We start from the raw sequence: 21,513 nt of genomic DNA, 5'->3' as shown, positions 1-21,513 counted from the left end.
AGGACGGCGCATCGCTGGCTGCAACCGGGGCGCCGTCATGGTCGTGGATCTCGATGGTTGCGATCGGCAGGGATCACGGCCGGCGGCGGGGCGGTATCGCCCGGAGCGGATGCGCCCGGCTCATCCGCTCCAGGGGACGCCGGCGGCTGACGCCTTCGCCCTCTTCAGCCCACGCGTATCTGTCTTGGTGCCGCTTCATGATGATCTCCTGCTGTTGCGCACAAATGGCGCATGCCCTGGAGACCCGCAGACCGGGCGGTTTATTCCCGGCCGGTCGGCTTTTTCGTTCACGCTAACTTGATCGAACGGCGTGCGGGCCTACAGCGCCTGCAGCGCAAGCCCCGCCAGCGCGGATCCCGCCAGCGTCGGCAGCATGCCGAGTTTCAGCCTGAACATGGCGACCATCGCCGCCGCCGACAGAAGCGCGGCGCGCCAGTCGAGCGAGGACAGGACCGGAACCTCCACGCCCCAGCCAACGCTTGCGACCTTGCCGAAGACGACGTGCAGCGCGAACCACAGTGCAAGGTTCATGATGACGCCCACCACCGCCGCGGTGATCGCGCCCAGCGCCGCCGCCAGCGCCTTGTTCTGCCTGAGCTGCTCGATGTAGGGCGCGCCCAAAAAGATCCAGAAGAAGCAGGGGACGAAGGTGGCCCAGAGTGTCAGCGCCGACCCGAGCGATCCGGCAAGCAAGGGATTGATCGCGCCGGCATGGCGATAGGCGGCGGCGAAGCCGACGAATTGCAGCACCAGGATCAGCGGCCCGGGCGTCGTTTCGGCAAGCCCCAGCCCGTCGACCATTTGGCCGGGCGAAAGCCAGCCGAACGAGGTCACCGCCGCCTGCGCCACATAGGCGAGCACCGCATAGGCGCCGCCGAAGGTGACCACGGCCATCAGGCTGAAGAAGCCGCCGATCTGCGCCCACACGCTGCCGGGCCCCGCCAGCAAGGCGATCAGCGCCACCGGTCCGAGCCAGAGCGGCAGCCAGATGGCGATGGTGCGGGCCGCATGCCGTCTGGTCGGCACGGTGTGGCCGAGCTCGCCGCGCTCGAACATCAGGTCGACCGCGCCTTTGTTATCGGCGACCCTGCCCTTGCCATGTGCCGAGCCGGAAAACAGCCGTGGCGCAAATCGATTGCCGATCCAGCCGATGAGGCCTGCCGCAAGCACGATCAGCGGAAACGGCAGCTTCACGACGTAGATGGCGAGAAAGGCCGCCACCGCTATCGCCACCATCGCACGGTTCTTCAGCGCCCGCTTGCCGATGCGGATCACCGCTTCGACGACGACGGCAAGCACCGCCGCCTTGACGCCGAAGAACAGCGCCTCGACGACCGGTGCGTCGTTGTAAAGCATATAGAAGCTGCTCAAGCCCAGCATGACCAGCGCGCCCGGCAGCACGAACAGGCTGCCGGCGACGAGACCGCCTGCCGTCCGGTGCAGCAGCCAGCCGATATAGACGGCAAGCTGCTGGGCCTCGGGCCCAGGCAGGAGCATGCAGTAGTTGAGCGCGTGCAGGAACCGCTCCTCGCCGATCCAGCGGCGCTCCTCGACCAGTTCCTTGTGCATCAGCGCGATCTGCCCGGCCGGCCCGCCGAAGGACAGCAGGCCGATCTTTGCCCACAGCCGCGTCGCCTCGCGAAAACTCGGCACGGTCGGAACATCGACCAGCGGCGCGGCGTCGTTCTTGGCAAGTGCGGTCATTACGCCTTGCCTCCTGCCGGCCAGTTGTGCGTCTCGTCCGCGGCATCGCGGCACCAGCGGAAGAAGGCGTCATAGAGGAGCATGCCGGCTTCGAGCTGCTCGAGGTCGTCGCGGAACATGCGCGACAGGCCGAGCGAGGCGGCGAGGAACCCGGCCGCCTGCGGCACGAGGTCGAGGTGCGCCGTATCGGCGCCGCGCACGATCAGCGCCAGGCGATCGAGCGCTTCGACGCGCAGGCCGAATTCCTCGATCATCGTGTCGAAAGTGCAGCGATCCCCACGATGGCTCCAGAACACGCCTTCGATGTCGAAGGGAACCGCTGCGAAGCGGTCCGCCACAAGAGGCACTTCGGCTGGATCGACGAACAGGAAAACCGCCTCGGGATCGACGAAGCGGCGGATCAGCCAGGGACAAGCGATGCGGTCGACCTTCGGCCGCGAACGCGTGACCCATACCGTACGTCCCTTCTCAGCGCGGGGTGGGATCGCGCCGGCGCTGACCAACGGCGCCCTGGCGGCGACCCAGGCCTCGAAGCCGCCTTCAAGCGATTCCGCCGGAATGCCTTCGTGGCGCAGCCACGCGGCAACGCCTTGCGAGAGTTTCTGCCCCCTCTGGCAGATCACGACGACTTTGCGTCCCGAGAATTCCGACGCCCAGCTTGAGACAGACCTGAAATCGCGCCGGCATGACGCCGGCAACAGGCGCGGATCGGCTTCATAGTCCTCGTCGACGCGCACATCGACCAGGCAAGGCGCATCGGGCAAGCCGACGAGACGGGAAAGCTGCGGAACGGTGATTGCGGTTGTTGACGGCATGGCGTCCACCTCCTGAACAGAGAGAGTTTGGACGCGATCGTTGGGCTGACGCCTCACGGGGTCGTCGCGGGGAACCCCTTGCCGGAATGCTGGAACGGTCCCCCGCGATTGTCAAGAATTCAAATGCCAGGGGCGGAAGCTCCGTCCCTCGCTTTACCTGAAGCGGCGGATGGCCTTACTGCGCCGTCCAGCCGCCATCCATCGGCAGGGTCGTGCCGGTGATCTGCCTGGCGGCGTCCGAGCACAGGAACAAAGTCAGCGCCGCCAGCTCCTCGACGGTGACGAATTCCTTGGTCGGCTGCGCCGCAAGCAGCACGTCGTGCTTGACCTGCTCCTCGGTCATGCCGCGCGCCTTCATCGTGTCGGGAATCTGCTTCTCGACCAACGGCGTCCAGACATAGCCAGGCGCGATCGCATTTGCGGTGATGCCGTCCTGCGCCACTTCCAGCGCCACCGTCTTGGTCAGGCCGGCGATGCCGTGCTTGGCCGAGACATAGGCCGACTTGAACGGCGAGGCGACCAGCGCATGCGCCGAAGCCGTGTTGATGATGCGGCCCCATTTGCGGCTCTTCATGCCGGGCACCGCCGCCTTGATGGCGTAGAAGGCGGCCAGAAGGTTGATGCGGATGATGGCTTCCCACTTGTCGTCGGGAAATTCCTCGATCGGCGCGACATGCTGGATGCCGGCATTGTTGACCAGGATGTCGAGGCTGCCGAACGCCGCCTCGGCCTCGTGGATCATGGCGGTGACTGCGGCGCCGTCCATCATGTTGGCGCCCGAATAGCGGCACTTGACGCCGAAATCCTTTTCGATGCCGGCCCGCTCCTGCTCGATCGCCGCCGCGTCGCCTAGGCCGTTGATGGTGACGTTGGCGCCCTCGGCGGCGAAGGCACGGGCGATTGCAAGGCCGATGCCGCTGGTCGAGCCGGTGACGAGCGCATTCTTCGAAGACAGGGAACCCATGGGAGATCTCGCAAGAGGTGGGAGGGACTTATCAACGCAACGAGTTGGGAGAGCAGATAGTTGGTGCAATGCAGCACGACAATGGCACGGCCATGTGTCGGCTCGATTACAGAGCGGCAGCGCCATTTGCCGGCTCCATGGCGGCGTGTCGCCGGGCTGACACGGCACTGTCATGCTGCCATGCAACATATTTGCCAGCGCATTCGCGCGGGTCATTTCAAAGCTTACTGGGGCACCAGCCATGGAAATCGCCGATGTCGTGAAGCGCGCCTATGCCATGCCGCTCACCAACCCGTCATTCCCGCCCGGCCCTTATCGTTTCTTCGACCGCGAATACATCATCATCACCTACCGCACGACGCGCGAAGCGCTGGAAGCCGTCGTGCCGGCGCCGCTCGAGATAGACGAGCCGCTGGTCAAATACGAATTCATCCGCATGCCGGATTCGACCGGTTTCGGCGACTACACCGAGACCGGCCAGGTCATCCCGGTGCGCTACAAGGGCCAGCACGGCGGCTATGTACATTCCATGTATCTCGACGATGACGCGCCGATCGCCGGCGGCCGCGAGCTCTGGGGTTTCCCGAAAAAGCTCGCCAACCCCAAGATCGTGCATGAAGGCGAGGTGGTGGTCGGCACATTGCACTATGGAAGCGTTCTGTGCGCCACCGGCACCATGGGCTACAAGCACCGCGAAGCCGACCACGACCAGGTGCTCGCCTCGCTCGCCGCGCCCAACTTCCTCATCAAGATCATCCCGCATGTCGACGGCAGCCCGCGCATCTGCGAACTGGTCCGCTACTACCTCACCGACATCACGCTGAAGGAAGCCTGGACGGCGCCCGCCGCGCTCGACCTTCGGCCGCATGTCATGGCCGATGTCGCCAAGTTGCCTGTGCTCGATATCGTCTCGGCCGTTCACTTCACCGCCGATCTGACGCTGGGTCTCGGCGAAGTCGTGCATGATTATCTCGCGGACCGCGGCCGATCGGCTGCCGGCGCGAAGGAACTGGAGAAAGCCGGTGCTTGAGCGTACCCGCAACAAGGCGGCCGCCGCCACCATCCAGGAAATCACTGCGCAATATGACCGCATCGCCCTGGTCTTCCAGGGCGGCGGCGCGCTCGGCGCCTATCAGGCAGGGGTCTATCAGGCGCTTGCCGACGCCGGCTGCGAGCCGACCTGGCTTTCCGGCGTCTCGATCGGCGCCATCAACGCCTCGATCATCGCTGGCAACGAGCCGAGCCGCCGCCTGCAGCGGCTGGAGCAGTTCTGGCAGACGATCTCGGGCCGCAAGATCTGGGCCTATACGCCCGAAGGCGACATCTATCGCGATATCCGCAACCAGACCTCGTCATTGATGACCATGACGATGGGCCAGCCGGGCTTCTTCAAGCCGCGCAGCCCGAACCCCTGGTTCCAGCTGTCGGGAGCCGAAGGCGCCACCAGCTTCTACGATACCGCCGAGCTCAAGGACACGCTGGAGAGCCTGATCGACTTCGACGTGCTGAACGACGGCAAGAAGCGCTTGAGCGTCGGCGCGGTCAATGTCAGGACCGGCAACTTCGTCTATTTCGACACCGACAAGGTGCGCATCGGGCCGGAGCACATCATGGCGAGCGGCGCGCTGCCGCCAGCCTTCCCCTCGATCCGCATCGAAGGCGAGTATTACTGGGACGGCGGCATCGTCTCCAACACGCCGCTGCAATATCTGCTCGACCAGGAGGAGGACCGCTCCTCGCTGGTGTTCCAGGTCGATCTGTTCAGCGCCCGCGGCGTGCTGCCGCGCGGCTTGGCCGACGTCCTGTCGCGCCACAAGGACATCATGTATTCCAGCCGCACGCGCCAGAACACCGACAACTTCCAGCGCATCCATGCGCTCAAGATGAAGCTGCTCGACGCGCTGAAGCGCGTGCCGCCGGACCAGCTCAAGGACGGCGAGAAGGAACTGATAGCCGACTATTCCGACGCCGGCGTCGTCAACATCGTCCACCTGATCTACCAGCACAAAGGCTATGAAGGCCACGCCAAGGACTATGAGTTCTCCGGCACCTCGATGCGCGAGCATTGGGAGATGGGCCTGGAAGACACCGAGCGCACGCTGCGCCACAAGAAGTGGCTGATGCTGCCCGACAATGCCGACGGCGTCACCATCCACGACCTGCATCGCGAAGACCCGACCTGACAAGTTGTACCCGCCCGGGCCGTTTCGGGATCCGGACCGATCGGCATCCTAGAACTTGAGATCGGCGCCGGCTCGCAGCAGCAGCCAATAGAACAAGCCTGTCGCGCCGCCCGCAAGCAGCATCGCCAGCAGGAAGCCGCCATGCGTGTGGGTCAGCGGCAGCCCCTCGGTGTTCATGCCGAAGATGCCGACGATCAGCGTTCCCGGCAGGAGCAGCGCGCTCATCACCGCCAGCGCCTTCAGGCTGCGGTTGGATTCGTCCGCCAACTCGGCCGCAACTTCTTCCTGCAGCAGCCTTGCCCGGTCGTTGACCATGACAACTTCGCGGTCGAGCCTTTTGAGGCGTGCCGACAGCTTGCCCAGTATCTCGTGGGCGCCCGCCGACAGCTCCCAGCCGGCACGGTTCTCGTCCAGAAACAGCGCCACCTGCGCCGAGATCGGACGGTGCAGCGAGACGGTTAGGCGACGCACGTCCTTGATCCGGCGCCGCTCGTCGGCCAGCCGCTCGGTGACCAGATGATCCTCGACCTCGTCCAACTGCTTGGTCGCCCGCGCCAGGCGTTCGCTGGCGCTCCTGCAGAAGGCGAGCACGATCGCGGCGAACAGCTCGAAGGCTGAGGCGGGCTTGAATCCTTCAGAAAGCGTCTTGTTGACGTCCTCGACGGCGGCCAGCGAATGGCGCCGGCCGGTCACCAGCAACCGATCCGTCACGGCGAAATGCAGCCGGCCGATGGTGGTCGACCTCCGTCCGATCTCGCCATGCAGATCGGCGGCGATGCCGTGCACGACACCCTTTTCATGCGCCAGCGCCATGCTGTCCTCATGGCCTTCGAGGATCGCATGCGCCGATTGCGGCAGCGCGCAGGCATGGCTGATCCAGGAATGGGCGCGCTGGTCGATAAGGTCGACATGCAGCCACACCCAGCCATCCGGCTCGGCAAGGACCGCCTCGATATCCTTTGGCGCGATCGGCTCGGCCGGTGCATCGGCCTTGCCGCGATAGGCCCATATCAGGCCGGGCGCATGGTGCCGGCTGTCGTCCCAGGCAAGCAGCGTCAGATGCGATGCGTCATTCATGGCTGCCACTCAATCACATGCTCGAAAGCAAGACGGCGCCGAAACCGGCGCCGTCGATGTTGGCGATCAGGCATGAACCGCCGCTCAGAAAACGTGGCGGAGGATCACGAACAGCACGAAGGCCAGCGCGATCGAGCAGGGCAGCGTGAGCACCCAGGCCAGCAGCAGGTTGCGCACGGTCGACCACTGCAGGCCGGAGCCGTTGGCTGCCATGGTGCCGGCGACGCCGGACGACAGCACATGCGTCGTCGACACCGGCAGGCCGAAACGGTCGGCCATGCCGATGGTGATCATCGCGACCAGCTCGGCGGCGGCGCCCTGACCATAGGTCAGGTGGCTCTTGCCGATCTTCTCGCCGACGGTGACGACGATGCGCTTCCAGCCGACCATGGTGCCGAGGCCGAGCGCCAACGCCACCGCGATCTTCACCCAGAGCGGAATGAACTTCGTCGCGTTGTCGACCGCCTTGTGGTAGTCGGTCACCGCCTTGAGATCGGCGTCCTGCATCGGCAGCAGCTTCTTCTTGTCGATCAGCTTCAGCGCTTCGCCGATCAGGTAGATGTCGTTGCGCGCGTTGCTGACCAGGTCGGTTGGCACGTTGTCAACCGAGGCGTAAGGCTGCAGCCCGGCGGTGGTGTTGTGGATATAGGTCTGCAGCGCGATCGTGGTCTGATCGTTCCAGCTCTTGCTGCGCACGGCCTCCTGCACGGCAGCCTTTGCGGCATTGGCATCAGCGACGGTGACGCCAGGCTTGACGTACTTGCCCAGAGCCTGCTCGACAGACACCGAGGCCGACTTGTAGGCGTCGAGATAGTTGATGTCGGGCGTGCGGTTGAGCGCGTAAGCCGTCGGCACCACGCCGATCAGGATCAGCATGATCAGTCCCATGCCCTTCTGGCCGTCATTGGAGCCGTGCGCGAAGCTGACGCCGGTGCAGGTGAAGATCAGCAGCGCGCGGATCCACCATGGCGGCGGCGCATTGCCCTTCGGTGCTTCGTAGAGCGCCGGATTGCGCACCAGGAGCTTCATGGCATAGAGCAGGATGGCGGCGGCGAAGAAGCCGACGATCGGCGAGACCAGCAAGGTGATGCCGACATTGGTCGCCTGCCCCCAGTCGACGCCGCTGGTGGCGCTTCCGGCCGGGGCCATGAACTGGTTGGCGAGGCCGACGCCGATGATCGAGCCGACCATCGTGTGCGAGCTCGAAGCCGGCAGGCCGAGGAACCAGGTGCCGAGGTTCCACAGGATCGCGGCGACCAGAAGGGCGAACACCATGGCGAAGCCGGATGACGAGCCGACCTGCAGGATGAGCTCGACCGGCAGCAGCGACAGGATGCCGAAGGCCACCGCGCCGCTCGAGGTCAGCACCCCGAGGAAATTGAAGACGCCCGACCACATGACGGCGAATTCGGCCGGCAGCGAGCGCGTGTAGATGACGGTGGCGACCGCGTTGGCGGTGTCGTGAAAGCCGTTGACGAACTCGAAGCCCAGCGCGATCAGAAGCGCGATGCCGAGCAGGATCCAGGGCACCGTCTTGGCGATGGCCAGATCCTGGCTGAGCGCATAGCCGACATAGACGATGCCGACGAGCACCAGCACGCCGAAAGCCGGCAGGAACCATTTGGCACCGCCCGATTGTTCCAGGGGATGATCCGGTCTTGGGATCCCCGCCTCACTCGAAACTACGTCCACCATTGTGTCCCACTCCTTTTGCATTGCAGCAAAGAACCGGGGAGGACGCTATGTCCCTAGGATGAAGCTGGTGTGACGCTCTTAACCGTTTGGTCACCACCAAACCGCTTGGTCACTACCAAGCCGTTTGGTCACTACCAAACCGTTTGGTGACCTATCCGGCTATCTTCAGGAGCGAGGACACCAGAAGCCTGCGCTCGTCTTCGGACAGCACGTCTGAATCAAACAGGTTCATGCTGCGCATCCCCTCAATGGCGAGATAGCAGACCAGCAGCGAGCCGAGGTCGTCCGTCTCTCCTTTCAGCCGTTCGAACAGCTGGCGCTTGAAGGCCTTGATCGGCGTCAGAAAATCGGGATCTTCGGCGATCGCCGAGAACATCCACGACGCCGAGGGTTTCGGCCGCTCGCAGTCGTCGGCCGACAGCTTGATATAGGCTGAGAGGACGCTCTCGTGGCCGGCCTCGGTGGCGCGCGTTTCCAGCGCCTTCTGGAAGTCGCTGAGATAGCTTTCGACCAGGCCCTGCATCAGCTTGGCCTTGGTCGGAAAATTATAGAGCAGGCCGCCTTTCGACACTCCGGCGCGGCTGGCGACCGCCTCGAGCGACAGGCTTCCCGGACCAGCCTCGCGCGCCACATCGGCGGCGGCGGCAAGTATCTTCTCGCGTGAGTTCGCCCTGGGTACTCTCATTGCTTCCCCTACATTAGCCTAGGCGGAATTGACAAGACCGTCCAGCCGGTACAGTAAGGCGCGCCATTTGAAATCGGGACTTATCGTCGATATGTGTCCCGGCATCGATTGTTTTTGCCGGCTGCCGGCTCGAGGGGACTGCCCGTGAAGCGCTTTTTCATCATCGCCGGATTCTTGCTGCTGCTTGCCCTGGTATGCGTCGGCATCGTTGGCTTCAACTTCATGCGCGATGCCGGCATCAAGCAGTATTTCGCCACCATGAAGCCGCCGGCCGCGACGGTCTCGACAGTGACGGTCAAGCCTTCGGTATGGACCCCCGGCATCGAGGCCATCGGCACCGTCAACGCCGTGCGCGGCGTCGATCTCACCCTCGAGACGAGCGGCATCGTCAGGGACATCCTTTTCCACGCCAACCAGAAGGTTGCCGCCGACGCGGTGTTGGTGCAGCTCGACGATGCCGTCGAGAAAGCCGATCTGGTGGCGCAGAAGGCGCAGGCCGCCTCGGACCAGGCGGCGCTGACCCGCGCGATCGAATTGCAGCGGCGCGGCGTCGGCACCGACGCGACGCTTGACGCCGCGCGTGCTGCGGCGGACGCCTCGGCCGCGCAAGTCAACAAGCTGCAGGCGGTGCTCGACCAGAAGCAATTGTCCGCGCCCTTCGGTGGCACGGTCGGTATCCCGAAGATCGACATCGGCCAGTATCTGGCGCCAGGCAACGCGGTGGTGACGATCCAGGACCTGGACACGATGCGGGTCGACTTCACGGTACCCGAACAGCAGCTGCCGCTGCTCAAGATCGGCCAGACCATCAAGCTCGGCACCAATCTCGCCGACATGTCCTTTGCCGGCTCCATTCGCGGCATCGACCCCAAGATCGATCCCGCCAGCCGGCTGGTCTCGATACGCGGCGAGGTCGCCAATCCGGAAGGCAAGCTGACGCCTGGCCAATTCGTCCAGATCCGTGTCGAGCTGCCGCAGGAAAACAATGTCATCTCCGTGCCGCAGACGGCGGTGACGACCAGCCTCTATGGCGATTATGTCTTCGTGGTCGAGCCGGCGAAGCCCGCTGCCGCTGCTGCGCCGGCGAAGCCGGATGAGCAGAAGGCCGGCGCCGACAAGGCGGCCGGCGATGCCGCCAAACCGCAGGCGGACGCCACCAAGCCAGCCGACAACGCCGCAAAGCCGACGGATGCGAAGCCGGCCGACAAAGCGGCCGGCGACGCCGCCAAGCCGGCCGAGGCCGCGCAGCAGGCTGCGCTCACCATCTCGCAGGTCTTCGTCAAGCTCGGCCGCCGCAACAACGGCATGGTCGAGATCGTCGAGGGTCTCAAGGACGGCGACCAGGTCGTCACGGCCGGCCAGAACCGGCTGTTCAACGGCATGTCGGTTGCCGTCGACAACACCATCGACCCTAGCAAATCGGCGAACAAACAGGTTCAGCAATGAGCTTTTCCGACCTTTTCATCCGCCGGCCCGTGTTGTCGACGGTGCTGGCCTGCCTGATCCTGCTGCTCGGTTTCCAGGGCATCTTCGGCCTGTCGATCCGTCAATATCCCAAGGTTGACGAGACGGCGATCACCATTACCACGGCCTATCCCGGCGCCAGCGCCGACCTGATCCAGGGCTTCATATCGGCCCCGATCGCGCGCGCCGTCGCCTCGACCGAAAACATAGACTACGTCACCTCGTCCAGCCGTCCGTCCTCGAGCACGGTCACGGTGCAGATGAAGCTCGGCTCCAATCCGGACGTCGCGCTGGCAGAGGTGCTGTCCAAGGTCCAGGGCGTGCGCGGCACCTTGCCGGACGCCTCCAAGGATCCGGTCATCGTCAAAGGCACCGGCCAGCAGTTCGCGATGATGTACATCTCGATGCAGAACCCGAACATGACGAAGGAGCAGCTCACCGAATATATCGAGCGCGTCATCCGGCCTCGCATCTCGACCGTGGAAGGTGTCGCCGACGTCCAGATCTTCGGTGCCCAGGAATATTCCATGCGCGTCTGGATCGACCCGATCAGGCTTGCCGCCCGCGGCGCCACCGCCGTGGACGTGCTGACCGCGATCAACAACTCGAACTTCCTGTCGGCGCCCGGCAACACCCAGAACGAATATGTGGTCTCCTCGATCACCGTGCATTCGACCCTGCAGACGCCCGAGGCCTTCGCCCAGCTCCCGATACGGTCGACGGATGGCCAGGTGGTACGCCTGCGCGATGTCGCGCATGTCGAGCTCGGCGCGAAAAACACCGACACCAGGGTGAGCTTCAACGGCAAGCCGGGAACTTTCCTGGCCATCTTCCCAACACCTGCGGCCAACCCGCTGACGACCGCGGCCGCGGTCACCCGGCTCGTGCCGCAGATCCAGGATACGCTGCCGAAAGGCATGACGATCGAGGTCGTCTACGACGCGACCGGCCAGATCAGCGCCTCGATCGAGGAAGTGTTCAAGACCATCGGCGAGGCGGTCGCCATCGTTATCGTGGTCATCCTCCTGTTCCTGGGCTCGTTCCGCTCGGTGATGATGCCGATCGTGACGATCCCGCTGTCGCTGATCGGCGTCTGCTTCATCCTGTTTGCGGTCGGTTATTCGATCAACCTTCTGTCGCTGCTGGCCATGGTGCTGGCGATCGGCCTTGTCGTCGACGACGCCATCGTGGTGGTGGAGAACATCCACCGCCACATGGAGGAAGACGGCATGTCGCCGATGCAGGCGGCCTTCAACGGCATGCGCGAGATCGCGACGGCCATCGTGGCGATGACCATCACGCTGGCCGCCGTGTTCGCCCCGCTTGCCTTCACCGGCGGCCTCACCGGCGCGCTGTTCCGCGAATTCGCGGTGACACTGGCCGGCTCCGTGGTGCTGTCGGGCGTCATCGCCATGACCATCACGCCGATGATGTCGGCTCGTCTGCTCAAGCCGGGCCAGCACGGCCGCTTCCAGCGGATCGTCGACGGAACCTTCAGCCGCGTCGAGCGCGTCTACGAACGGGCGGTCACCGCTTCGCTCAGGAACCGCCCGGTGACGCTGATCATCGTCATCGCCCTCGTCGCGCTGACCGGCTTCATGTTCACCAAGACCTCGACCGAGCTGGCGCCGGAAGAAGATCAGGGCTTCCTGCTTTCGATCGTCACCGCGCCGCGCTATGCCACATCGGATTACACCGAGGCCTACGTCAATCAGATGCTTGGCCTGGTGAAGGACATTCCGGAGACCAGGGCGCAATTCTCCGCCGTCGCCTTCGGCGGCGCGACCAACGGCGCCTTCGTCGGCTTCGCCTTCAAGGATTGGGCAGAGCGCAAGCGCAGTTCGAAGGAGCTCCAGGCCGACATTCAGGGCCGCCTCGCCAAGGTCGCCGGTGTCGAAGCCTTCGTCTTCGCACCGCCGACGCTGCCCGGCTCCGGCGGCGGGCTGCCGATTTCCATGGTGGTGCGCTCCACCGGAGCTCCCTCGGAGGTCTTCGAGCAGGCGGAGAAGATCAAGAGCAAGGCGCAGGCCTCCGGCCGCTTCATCGTCGTGCAGAACTCGATGTCTTACGATGCGCCGCAGGTGACCGTCACGATCGACCGCGAGCGCGCGGCAGCATTGAACCTGCCGATCGCCGATATCGGCAATACGCTGACGCTGCTTGTGGGCGGCTCCGAAGTGGCGCAGTTCGACCGCGACTCCAACAGCTACGACATCATCCCGCAGGTGCCGCAGGAATTCCGCGACAATCCCGACAAGCTCGGCGAGTATTTCGTGCGCAGCGTCGACGGCAAGATGGTGCCGCTGTCGGCGGTCGTGAAGATCTCGACCAATGCCTCGCCGGCGGCCATCGAGCAGTTCAACCAGCTGAACTCCTCGACGATCTCGGCCTTGCCTCTGCCCGGCGTGACCACCGGCGACGGCCTGAAGGTGCTGGAGGATCTCGCTAAGGAGACCCTGCCCGACACCTTCTTCGTCGACTATTCCGGCCAGTCGCGGCAGGAGAAGGAACAGGGCAACACGATCCTGATCGCCTTCGCGGCGGCGGTGATCGTCATCTACCTGGTGCTGGCGGCCCAGTTCGAGAGCTTCCGCGATCCGCTGATCATCATGATGGCGGTGCCGCTGTCGATCTTCGGCGCGATCGTACCGCTCAACATCGGCCTGGGGACGCTGAACATCTACACCCAGGTCGGCCTGATCACGCTGATCGGCCTGATCACCAAGCATGGCATTCTGCTGGTGGAATTCGCCAACCAGCAGCGTGAAATCCACGGCATGCGGCGCCGCGACGCCATCATCGCTTCGGCCAAGGTGCGCCTGCGGCCGATCCTGATGACCACGGCGGCCATGGCGCTCGGCGTCGTGCCGCTGATCGTCTCCAGCGGCGCCGGTGCAGCCGCGCGCTATTCGATGGGCCTGGTCATCTTCACCGGTATCCTGGTCGGCACCATGTTCACGCTCTTCGTCGTGCCGATGTTCTACACCTTCATCGCCAGCAAGGACCTGCCGCATCTCGCCGAGAAGCCCGATCCGAATCTGATGCCGGCGCTGCCGAGCTGAGACGGCAACCGAAGCGAAAAAAACAAAAGAGGCCGGAAAATTCCGGCCTCTTTTTTTGGCGGCTGCCTCACAGCTTCGCGATCGTGGAAGGCGGCAACCTGCCTGCTACTCTTACCCAGCCGGTTACTTTGGCCAAGCCTTACTTGACAATGACGATGCTGGTGTTGCCGGGGCCGAACACCTCGACCAACTGATAGAAATCGGCCGCTGCATCGGGATGCAACCGCACGCAGCCATGCGAAGCGGGACGGCCGAGACGGCCGATGGCATAGGTGGCGTGGACGGCGTAGCCGCCGCTGAAGAACACCGAATGCGGCATCGGCGCGTTGTCGTATTTTTTCGAATACCACATCTCATGCAGGCGGGTCGGCTTGAACGAGCCGGTCGGCGTGATGTGCCTTTTGTCGCCGGTCGACACCTTCCAGGTGTAGGTCGGACGGCCATCGACCGTGACTTCCATGATCTGCTGCGACAGCGAAACCTTGGCGACGATCTGGTTGGCGTGGGCGGCGTTGCCGGCGCCGAAGAGCAGCGCCGCGCCAGTGAGCGCGGCGGCGGTGATGTTGATGAGCTTGGCGGAATTGGCGCAGTGCATGACGATCCCTCTGTTTTTTGCCGTTGTGTCCGGCTTCAATTTCGATGGGCTCTTATCGTGCTCGTCCGTTTCAGACCTATTTCGCTTGATGCTCGTTTCTGTTTCGAATTCGTTTCCACAAATTAACAACGGGACCAGTTGAACGATACCGCGGATCTCTTCGAGACGTGGCGGTCAGGCGTCGTACAATCGGCTTAAGCCAAAAACGAAAGTTCATTTCGTCCGCATATGAAAGACTTGGGCTCATTTTCGAAACCGACTTGCAACAAAGTGCGTCTCCGGCGGCATGATTTGGATACAGGCCGGCGTCAGATTTGACGCAACGGGAACAGACATCCGCAAACGAAAGTGGGCAGGAAATCGAAACTCCGCTCCTGGCTTCCCAGGATCAGCGTCGCGGCGATCGTGCTCGGCGGCGCCGGCTCGGTAGCAAGCCGGCGACGACGCTGGCGGCGATGACTTCCGGCGAGGTTTCGACGCTGCACATGGCTCTGTTCATCGCCACGGTCTGGATTTTGTCCAGCCTGCGCGTCCACCGGCTGAAGGCCTTCTGGCGGGTCGGCCTCCGGTTGATGAGGACGCGCGGCCCCTCCGGCTACTTGCTGCCGAGAGGACCGAAGGCCCGCGCCGCAGCGGGGGGCTCCGTCAGCGGCGCGGGCGCTTCGGGAGTTTCCTGAAGCACCGACGATTTCGAGATTAGGGATTTGAAGAGATGAAGACGAAATTTGCCGCCTCGGTGCTTTCCGCGCTGCTTTACGCGCAGGGTTTGCTGGGCTTTGCCGCTCTTGCGACTGTATTGCTAAAGGAGCGCGCCCAGGCCGGGATAACAGTCAGCGCGAACGTTCCAACTGGACCCTCGGTTATCGTCGTGCGCTGAACGCCAGGCGTTGTCGGACCCAGAATGACCACCGCTTTGGGGAATCCGATGCTCAAAAGCCTCGCTGATCAAAGCTTACTCGTTGCGTGGAACCGGCGGATCGAAACGATAGCCGGCGCCCCTGATGGTGGTGATGGTCTCGGTGTCGAGCTTACGGCGCAGCCGCACGATGCGCGAATCGATCGAACGATCGAAAGCGTCGGCATTCTCGGCCGGCGCCGCGGCAATGATGTCGTCGCGCGTCAGCACCTTGCGCGGGCTGGCCAGGAACAGCTTGAGCAGCGCCACCTGGCCCGGGGAAAGCTGCTCCTCCGCGCCCGAGCGATGCATCACCATGGCCGACCGCAGGTCGACGGTGGCGTTTTCCAGCACGATCAGCTCGCCGCCTGCCCTGCCGCGTCTCATCAGCAGGCCGCCGATGCGCGCGGCAAGCTCGCGCACGTTGAGCGGGCTTTCGATGACGTCGGCGGCGCCCAGCTCGAGCGCCAGCACCTTGTCTACGAGGTCGCGCGGCCGGCAGATCAGGATGAAGTCGGGACCGCCCTCGCCACCCCCGCCCTGGCTGCTGTAACGCCTGAGCAGTTCGCGGCCCTCGGCCTGGGTGACGTCGTCGCCGACGACCACGACATCGATGCCGCCGGCCGAAAGCAGCGTCTCCGCCTCCCAGGGCTGGCGCGCCTGGCGCACATCGTGCCCGCGCCGTTCGAGATGGTCGGCGAGATTTTTGGCCACCACCTCGGCGACGGACACAAGCGCAATGACGGATCGTGCGGCCATTTTCTTCACCCCGCCACAGACAACTCGAGATGAGTGCTGGACATCATGTTTATACCCAATCTACTTTCCGCTGAAAGCGGGAGCGAGCGCGTCGTGAAGGCACGCATCATCGTCGTCGAGGACGAACCGGACCTGAGGGAGGCTGTGGCCGAATATCTCGGCGCCAGCGGCTATGACGTCGTCACGGCTGAGAATGCGGCCGCCGCGCGCATGCTGTTCGAGACGCAGTCCTTCCACCTCGCCATCCTCGACATCGCCATGCCTGGCGAGGACGGGCTGTCGCTCGGCCGCTGGCTGCGCTCGAAAACGCAGATCGGCGTCATCTACGCCACGGCCGCCGGCACCGCGCTCGACCGCATCGTCGGGCTGGAGCTCGGCGCCGACGATTATATCGTCAAGCCGTACGAATTGCGCGAGGTGCTGGCGCGGGTGCGCAGTGTGCTGCGCCGCGTGCCGCAGCCGGCCGAGCTGCAGCCGGCGAAGGCCGAAACCAGCAATCGCCGCTTCGTGAATTTCGGCGGCTTTCAGGCCGATTTCGACGGCCGTCTGGTCATCGGCGCCAATGGCGCGGTCATCGAGATGGCCAAAAGCGAGTTCGACGTGCTCGAGGTTTTTCTCACCCGCGCCAACCGGCTTCTGACGCGAGCGGCGATTTCGGAAGCGATCGGCTTCGTCGAGGATCCGGAATCCTCGCGCGCGGTCGACATCCGCATCATGCGGTTGCGAAAGAAGATCGAGGCCGACCCCGCCAATCCGAAATTCCTGCGCACGGTGCGCGGCGAAGGCTATATCTTCTCGCTGCCGAGCGGCGACAGCAATTGAACCAGCCCAATGCATATTGCACAAAAGCGCGCAGCGGTTTTGAAAAAACGACATGCATCGAAAATACAGACTTGAAGCGCCTCGCTCGAATGCGTTTCGACGCGACGCGTTTTAAGCGGGCTCCGAGAGACGGCCGACCATGACTGCCGATGCAGCACGCCCCGATATGCATGGCTCGCGTCCGGGCGGCGCCGCGATGGCGGCTGTCCATGTCGTGCGCCGCCTGCGCGAGGCAGGCGACTGGCAGCGCGAGATGGACGACATACTGGGGACGATGTGCCGCAAGATGGATTGCCAGCGCGGCATTCTCTTCCGCCTGCGTGAATTGCCGGGCGAAGGCTTCGCCCAGTCCGTCGCCGCCTATTGGATCGACCCTGACTTCGGCGGCGAGCTGGCCTCGCCCACGGTGATCATGCAGTCGATCATCAACTCGGACTCGCTGCTGGAGCAGTTGCAGGAGGACGAGCGGCAAGGCAAGATTTTCTCCGGCCACACGCGCGACCTCGACGGCTTCCTGCGAGCCGATTTCGAGAAGCAGAACATCAAGTCGTTCCTGTCCGTCTCCGTGTTCGCGCATGGCCACCTTTGGGGCACGCTGGCCATCAATGACTGCATCGCTGAGCGCGAATGGACGGATGAGGAAGAAGCGACGCTGCACATCATCGCTTTGGCGATCGGCGACGCCATCGAGCGCTCGCCATCGGAGGCGCATGCCAGTGAAGTGATCCGCCGCACCATGCTGCAGGCCTCACTGGACGCCATCATCGTCATCGACGAGACGGGTTCGATCATCGAATTCAATCCGGCCGCCGAGAAGATGTTCGGCTTCCAGCGCAGCGCAATCCTCGGCAAGGACCTGCTCGATACCATCGTTCCGCTATACTACCGCAAAGGCTATGCCTCCGGCGCCGAATACATGGCCGGCCGCGGCGCGCCGATGGTCGGCCAGCGGCTGGAGACCGTCACGCAGAACGCTGCCGGCGAGATTTTCCCGATCGAGCTGACGGCGACCGAGATGCGCGTTGCCGACCGCCGCCTGATCTTCGGCTCGATCCGCGACCTGCGCGAAAAACTGCAGGCCGAGGAAGAGATCAACCGCCAGCGCGAGAAGCTGCACCAGAACGAGAAGATGGCGGCGATGGGCTCGCTGCTTGCCGGCGTCTCGCATGAGCTCAACAACCCGCTGGCGGTGGTTGTGGCGCAGTCGACGCTGCTGCACGAATTCGCCGGCGATCCGCAGACCAAGGTCCGCGCCGAGAAGGTGCGCGCCGCCGCCGAGCGTTGCGGCCGCATCGTCAAGAGCTTCCTGTCGATGGTGCGCCTGCACCCGACCGAGCAGGCCGAGACCGATCTCAACCAGGTGGTGCGCTCGGCGCTCGAAGTCACCGCCTATGGCGCGCGCTCCAGCGGCATCATCATCGACACCGATTTCGCCGGCGGGCCGCTGCTTGCAATGGCCGACGCCGACCACGTCACGCAGGTCGCGGCGAACTTTCTCATCAACAGCCAGCATGCGCTTGCCGGCATCGCCGGCGAGCGGCGCATCAAGGTGCGGACGTTCCGCAACGAGCACGGCAATCCGGGCTTCTCCGTCGAGGACAACGGCCCGGGTATCCCCGCGGCGATCCGCTCGCGCATCTTCGAATCCTATTTCACCACGAAGCCGGTCGGCGTCGGCACCGGCATCGGCCTGTCGATCTCGAAATCGATCGTCGAGCGTCACAAAGGCAACATCTGGTTCGAGGAGGTCGAGCCGCAAGGTGCGCGCTTCGTCGTGCAGTTGCCGGCGATCGCGGGCGGCAGCGCCGCGCCCGGCGAAGGTCCGGCGCGTTCGAGCGGGCTGCGCCATGCACTGGTGATCGACGACGAGCCGGACGTCGCCGGCTCGTTGTCCGACATACTCGAACTGATGGGCGTGAAGTCGCGCGTCGTGGCAAGCTGGACATCGGCGGCTGACGTGTTGAACGGTTATATGCCGCCGGACATCGTCTTTTCCGATCTGCGCATGCCGGGCATCAGCGGCATTGCGATCTACCGCGAACTGCTTTCTCAGCGGCCCGCGCTGGCGCAGCGCTTCGTGCTGGTCACCGGCGATCTGATCGGCGCCAAGGCGGAAATCGAAGCGCTGCCGCAGCAGCAGCGCCCGCACATCCTGGAAAAGCCATTCTCGACGCTCGACGTCCGCGGCATCCTCTCGACCATTGCCGACGAAGCCGCCGCCGACAACAGCGCCCACATCTGAGCAGGTTAGCCTGGGACCACCAGGTAGGCGGAATGTAAACCTAAACTCGCCGTCGCCGGCTTCGTCGAGATTCAGGTCAGGCTGAGTCGAAAATGGTGACTTCCGAGAACCGGAACGGAACGTACTTTAAGTACGTGAGTACCGGAAGCACAGGAAGTCGCCATTTGCAGACCAGCCTCACCTGAATATCGACGGAGCCGAAAAAAGAGGCTCCCAACCGATTTCCACGGCGGGAGCCTGACTGGAGCGCAGGAGGGCGCGCTCAGGGGAGGTCTTAAAAAACGTTCGGCGTGTTGGTGAGCGGCGCGGCGTTGGCGATCATGCGCACAGCGCGCTCCCTGTGCTGGCCGGACTGTTCGGCGATGGCGCGCAGGCACTCAAGGCTCTCGGCGCCCCAGTTCTGACCCTTGCAGGCAAAGTCGATCGTGGATTCCGGCAGACGGGCGGTCTTGAGCGTGGTCTGCGCGCCCTCGACGACATTGGCCGGCGGATTGATCGAGGCGAAAGCCGGCCCTGAGGCAGGCGCGGCCAACATAGCAACAAAGGCGCAGGCGCCGATCAGCATGAACATCGCCATCGGATGGTCGCTGGCACGCTGCCGCAGCGCAAGCTTCGGCCGGCGGTCATTGCGTTCCGGGGCGGCCAGGCGGCGATTGGCATCGGCGGCGCGAACTTTCGCAAACATCGGTTGTTCCCTTCGTTATCTTTCTTTTTGCTATGAAACGAACATAATCGCACCAGGTAACTGCCGGATGGTCGGCGATGATTGCCTGTGTAACAGGATTGAAACAGATGCCGGACGCGCCAGCCTTCCCAATCCGAGGCAACCATTTGAGCAGCCATCGAAATGGTCAGCGCAGATATGCGCCTGCCGCGCCGGCCCGACTGTAAACAGCCTCACACAGCAACGCCTGAATCGAGCGCTCCGCCGCTGTCTATGCACGCCCGTGACCGTCGAAACACGCCTTCTCCGAGACGGGTATCCGCCTTCTGAATTGCCGTTCCGCTTCCTCGGGCGGGGCCGGATTCGCCGCCATGGAATTTTCACATTTCCACAAGCCATTGCATTTCAATGAAAAATATGCTTATATTGAATGAGTATTCAACAAAAAGCAGAGCATATCCATGAACCCGCACCTCCGTGACGTGGCGATCCCCAACGATTGGGACCGGCGGGGTTTGCCGGGGTGGAGCTACCATTCCAACGCCCTTCTCGAGCTCGAGAAGGAATATGTCTTCCGCAACCACTGGCAGATCGCCGGCCATGTTTCCGACGTGCCTAAACCGGGCGACTATCTGACCATGGATGTCGTCGGCGAGCGCGCACTGATCGTGCGCGGCAAGGACGGCGTCGTGCGCGCCTTCAACAACATGTGCCGCCACCGCGGCAGCCGCGTCGTCGCCGACAGCAAGGGCACCTGCAAGAACGCCCTGGTGTGCCCATTCCATGGCTGGGTCTACAATCTCGACGGCACGCTGCGCGGTGCTGCCCGTCCGCGCTCCTTTCCCGAGCTCGACAAGACCGAGTTCGGCCTGATGCCGCTCGACCTCGAAATCTGGATGGGCTTCATTTTCATCCGCTTCCGCAAGGGCGGCCCGCAGCCTTCGGTGGCCGAGCTGCTGAAGCCGATCGAGGCCGAGATGGCGCATTACAATGTCGCCGACATGGTCCCGTCCTGGGGCATCTGGACCCAGAAATCGCCCGTCAACTGGAAGTCGGTGCGCGACGTCGACAATGAAGGCTACCACGTCGCCATGGCGCACCCTGCGTTGCAGGACCTCTATGGCGCGACCTATTTCGACGAGCCCTTTATCAATGGCGTGTCGCGATCCTTCGCCACCTATAATCCGTACGCCGGACGGCGCTGGAGCGTTCGCGAGTACATCAAGCTCGGGCCTGAGGCCACGCATCTGCCGGAACATCTGCGCAAGGCTTGGATCTATTACGGCATCTTCCCCAACAACGCGCTGTCGATCATGCCGGAATCCGTCCAGTTCTATCAGGAGTTCCCGCTGTCGACCGGCGAGACGCTGCTGCGCGGCGCCATCTACCGCTACAAGAACGAGACGCGCCAACAGGCAGCGGCCCGCTACCTCGCTTATCGCATCGACCGCGACACGATGAGCGAGGACGTGCAGCTCTCGGTGTGGTCGAACGAATCCATGCTGTCGGAAGCTTTCGAGGGCTTTTACCTCTCCGACCTCGAATACGGCGTGCGCACCCACCACGACCACCTGCGCAGGCAGATCCCGGTTCTGAACCTGGAGACGGCGCCCGAGGAAAAGGACATTTGGGGATTGAACGACGCGCTGCGGTCGAGGGGGTAGCCCTTTCCTTCTCCCCGTTCCACGGGGAGAAGGTGCCCGAAGGGCGGATGAGGGGCGGCGCCAGCGCCTCGCGATTGGCTTGCCCTCGACCTCAAAAAGGTGTCGTCTGACTGAAATCTTGTAAGCCGGCGCTGCGCAGGCCGGTTAGATCAGGATGAAGTCCCCTCATGTGCGGCCAATCGCCAATGGCGGTGCCGCCCCTCATCCGCCCGTTGGGCACCTT

General features: G+C 63.9%; 18 protein-coding genes. 8 read left to right on the top strand and 10 right to left on the bottom strand.

Annotated features, from left to right (window positions below; translation table 11 throughout):
• Positions 1-318 precede the first annotated feature (318 nt).
• The 3 genes from chrA to FJ425_RS22320 form a co-directional block, all read right to left on the bottom strand.
• Positions 319-1,704: a chromate efflux transporter gene (gene chrA / locus FJ425_RS22330; protein ID WP_140726120.1), complete on the bottom strand. Its 1,386-nt coding sequence runs from the start codon at positions 1,702-1,704 to the stop codon at positions 319-321.
• The gene (locus FJ425_RS22325; protein ID WP_140544303.1) at positions 1,704-2,519 is read right to left on the bottom strand and encodes a sulfurtransferase/chromate resistance protein; all 816 of its coding nucleotides are present in this window, start codon (positions 2,517-2,519) and stop codon (positions 1,704-1,706) included. The genes chrA and FJ425_RS22325 overlap by 1 nt, the downstream gene beginning before the upstream one ends.
• 175 nt (positions 2,520-2,694) lie before the next feature.
• Positions 2,695-3,483 (bottom strand): 3-hydroxybutyrate dehydrogenase, encoded by a 789-nt coding sequence (locus tag FJ425_RS22320; protein WP_140726117.1) that lies wholly within the window; start codon positions 3,481-3,483, stop codon positions 2,695-2,697.
• Between the two features lie 241 nt (positions 3,484-3,724).
• On the opposite strand from FJ425_RS22320, the gene FJ425_RS22315 reads away from it, so the two are divergent.
• Both FJ425_RS22315 and FJ425_RS22310 read left to right on the top strand, forming a co-directional pair.
• Complete coding sequence (locus FJ425_RS22315; protein WP_140633071.1) at positions 3,725-4,513, top strand: acetoacetate decarboxylase; 789 nt, start codon at positions 3,725-3,727, stop codon at positions 4,511-4,513.
• Positions 4,506-5,666 carry a patatin-like phospholipase family protein gene (locus tag FJ425_RS22310; protein ID WP_140544297.1) on the top strand — a complete coding sequence of 387 codons (1,161 nt, stop codon included), beginning with the start codon at positions 4,506-4,508 and terminating at the stop codon, positions 5,664-5,666. The genes FJ425_RS22315 and FJ425_RS22310 overlap by 8 nt, the downstream gene beginning before the upstream one ends.
• A gap of 48 nt (positions 5,667-5,714) precedes the next feature.
• Here FJ425_RS22310 and FJ425_RS22305 read toward each other — a convergent pair whose 3' ends face one another.
• From FJ425_RS22305 to FJ425_RS22295, 3 genes are all read right to left on the bottom strand, one after another.
• Positions 5,715-6,743: a transporter gene (locus tag FJ425_RS22305; protein ID WP_140633074.1), complete on the bottom strand. Its 1,029-nt coding sequence runs from the start codon at positions 6,741-6,743 to the stop codon at positions 5,715-5,717.
• A gap of 84 nt (positions 6,744-6,827) precedes the next feature.
• Positions 6,828-8,438, bottom strand: coding sequence for an inorganic phosphate transporter (locus tag FJ425_RS22300; RefSeq protein ID WP_140544293.1), 1,611 nt, complete (start codon positions 8,436-8,438; stop codon positions 6,828-6,830).
• Positions 8,439-8,589: 151 nt separating this feature from the next.
• Positions 8,590-9,123, bottom strand: coding sequence for a TetR family transcriptional regulator (locus tag FJ425_RS22295; RefSeq protein ID WP_140692872.1), 534 nt, complete (start codon positions 9,121-9,123; stop codon positions 8,590-8,592).
• Between the two features lie 144 nt (positions 9,124-9,267).
• On the opposite strand from FJ425_RS22295, the gene FJ425_RS22290 reads away from it, so the two are divergent.
• Positions 9,268-10,569 (top strand): efflux RND transporter periplasmic adaptor subunit, encoded by a 1,302-nt coding sequence (locus FJ425_RS22290; protein WP_246677983.1) that lies wholly within the window; start codon positions 9,268-9,270, stop codon positions 10,567-10,569.
• Positions 10,566-13,649, top strand: a complete 3,084-nt coding sequence (locus FJ425_RS22285; protein WP_140726114.1) for an efflux RND transporter permease subunit — start codon at positions 10,566-10,568, stop codon at positions 13,647-13,649. Before FJ425_RS22290 ends, FJ425_RS22285 begins: the two co-directional genes overlap by 4 nt.
• Positions 13,650-13,788: 139 nt before the next feature.
• Here the strand turns inward: FJ425_RS22285 and FJ425_RS22280 are convergent, their stop codons facing one another.
• Together FJ425_RS22280 and FJ425_RS31645 are read right to left on the bottom strand one after the other, a co-directional pair.
• Positions 13,789-14,244, bottom strand: a complete 456-nt coding sequence (locus FJ425_RS22280; protein ID WP_140726111.1) for a L,D-transpeptidase — start codon at positions 14,242-14,244, stop codon at positions 13,789-13,791.
• A gap of 308 nt (positions 14,245-14,552) precedes the next feature.
• On the bottom strand, positions 14,553-14,780 hold the full coding sequence (locus FJ425_RS31645) for a hypothetical protein (RefSeq protein WP_181176017.1): 228 nt from the start codon (positions 14,778-14,780) through the stop codon (positions 14,553-14,555).
• Between the two features lie 176 nt (positions 14,781-14,956).
• Between FJ425_RS31645 and FJ425_RS31640 the strand changes: the two genes are divergently transcribed.
• Positions 14,957-15,121 (top strand): hypothetical protein, encoded by a 165-nt coding sequence (locus FJ425_RS31640; protein ID WP_181164944.1) that lies wholly within the window; start codon positions 14,957-14,959, stop codon positions 15,119-15,121.
• Between the two features lie 75 nt (positions 15,122-15,196).
• On the opposite strand, the gene FJ425_RS22270 is transcribed toward FJ425_RS31640, so the two are convergent.
• Positions 15,197-15,898 (bottom strand): response regulator transcription factor, encoded by a 702-nt coding sequence (locus FJ425_RS22270; RefSeq protein WP_140692892.1) that lies wholly within the window; start codon positions 15,896-15,898, stop codon positions 15,197-15,199.
• Positions 15,899-15,991: 93 nt separating this feature from the next.
• Here FJ425_RS22270 and FJ425_RS22265 point away from each other — a divergent pair, with 93 nt between their 5' ends.
• The gene (locus FJ425_RS22265; protein WP_246677982.1) at positions 15,992-16,720 is read left to right on the top strand and encodes a response regulator transcription factor; all 729 of its coding nucleotides are present in this window, start codon (positions 15,992-15,994) and stop codon (positions 16,718-16,720) included.
• Between the two features lie 139 nt (positions 16,721-16,859).
• The gene (locus FJ425_RS22260; RefSeq protein ID WP_181176012.1) at positions 16,860-18,962 is read left to right on the top strand and encodes an ATP-binding protein; all 2,103 of its coding nucleotides are present in this window, start codon (positions 16,860-16,862) and stop codon (positions 18,960-18,962) included.
• Between the two features lie 274 nt (positions 18,963-19,236).
• Here the strand turns inward: FJ425_RS22260 and FJ425_RS22255 are convergent, their stop codons facing one another.
• Positions 19,237-19,647 (bottom strand): hypothetical protein, encoded by a 411-nt coding sequence (locus FJ425_RS22255; protein ID WP_140544281.1) that lies wholly within the window; start codon positions 19,645-19,647, stop codon positions 19,237-19,239.
• A 440-nt stretch (positions 19,648-20,087) separates the two neighbouring features.
• On the opposite strand from FJ425_RS22255, the gene FJ425_RS22250 reads away from it, so the two are divergent.
• On the top strand, positions 20,088-21,290 hold the full coding sequence (locus tag FJ425_RS22250) for an aromatic ring-hydroxylating dioxygenase subunit alpha (RefSeq protein WP_140633086.1): 1,203 nt from the start codon (positions 20,088-20,090) through the stop codon (positions 21,288-21,290).
• The last annotated feature ends 223 nt before the right edge of the window (positions 21,291-21,513 follow it).

It is taken from the genome of Mesorhizobium sp. B2-7-2 (assembly GCF_006440775.1).
GTDB lineage: Bacteria > Pseudomonadota > Alphaproteobacteria > Rhizobiales > Rhizobiaceae > Mesorhizobium.
Note: the sequence above shows the minus strand (reverse complement) of the source record. Positions and strands in the feature narration are given on the sequence as shown.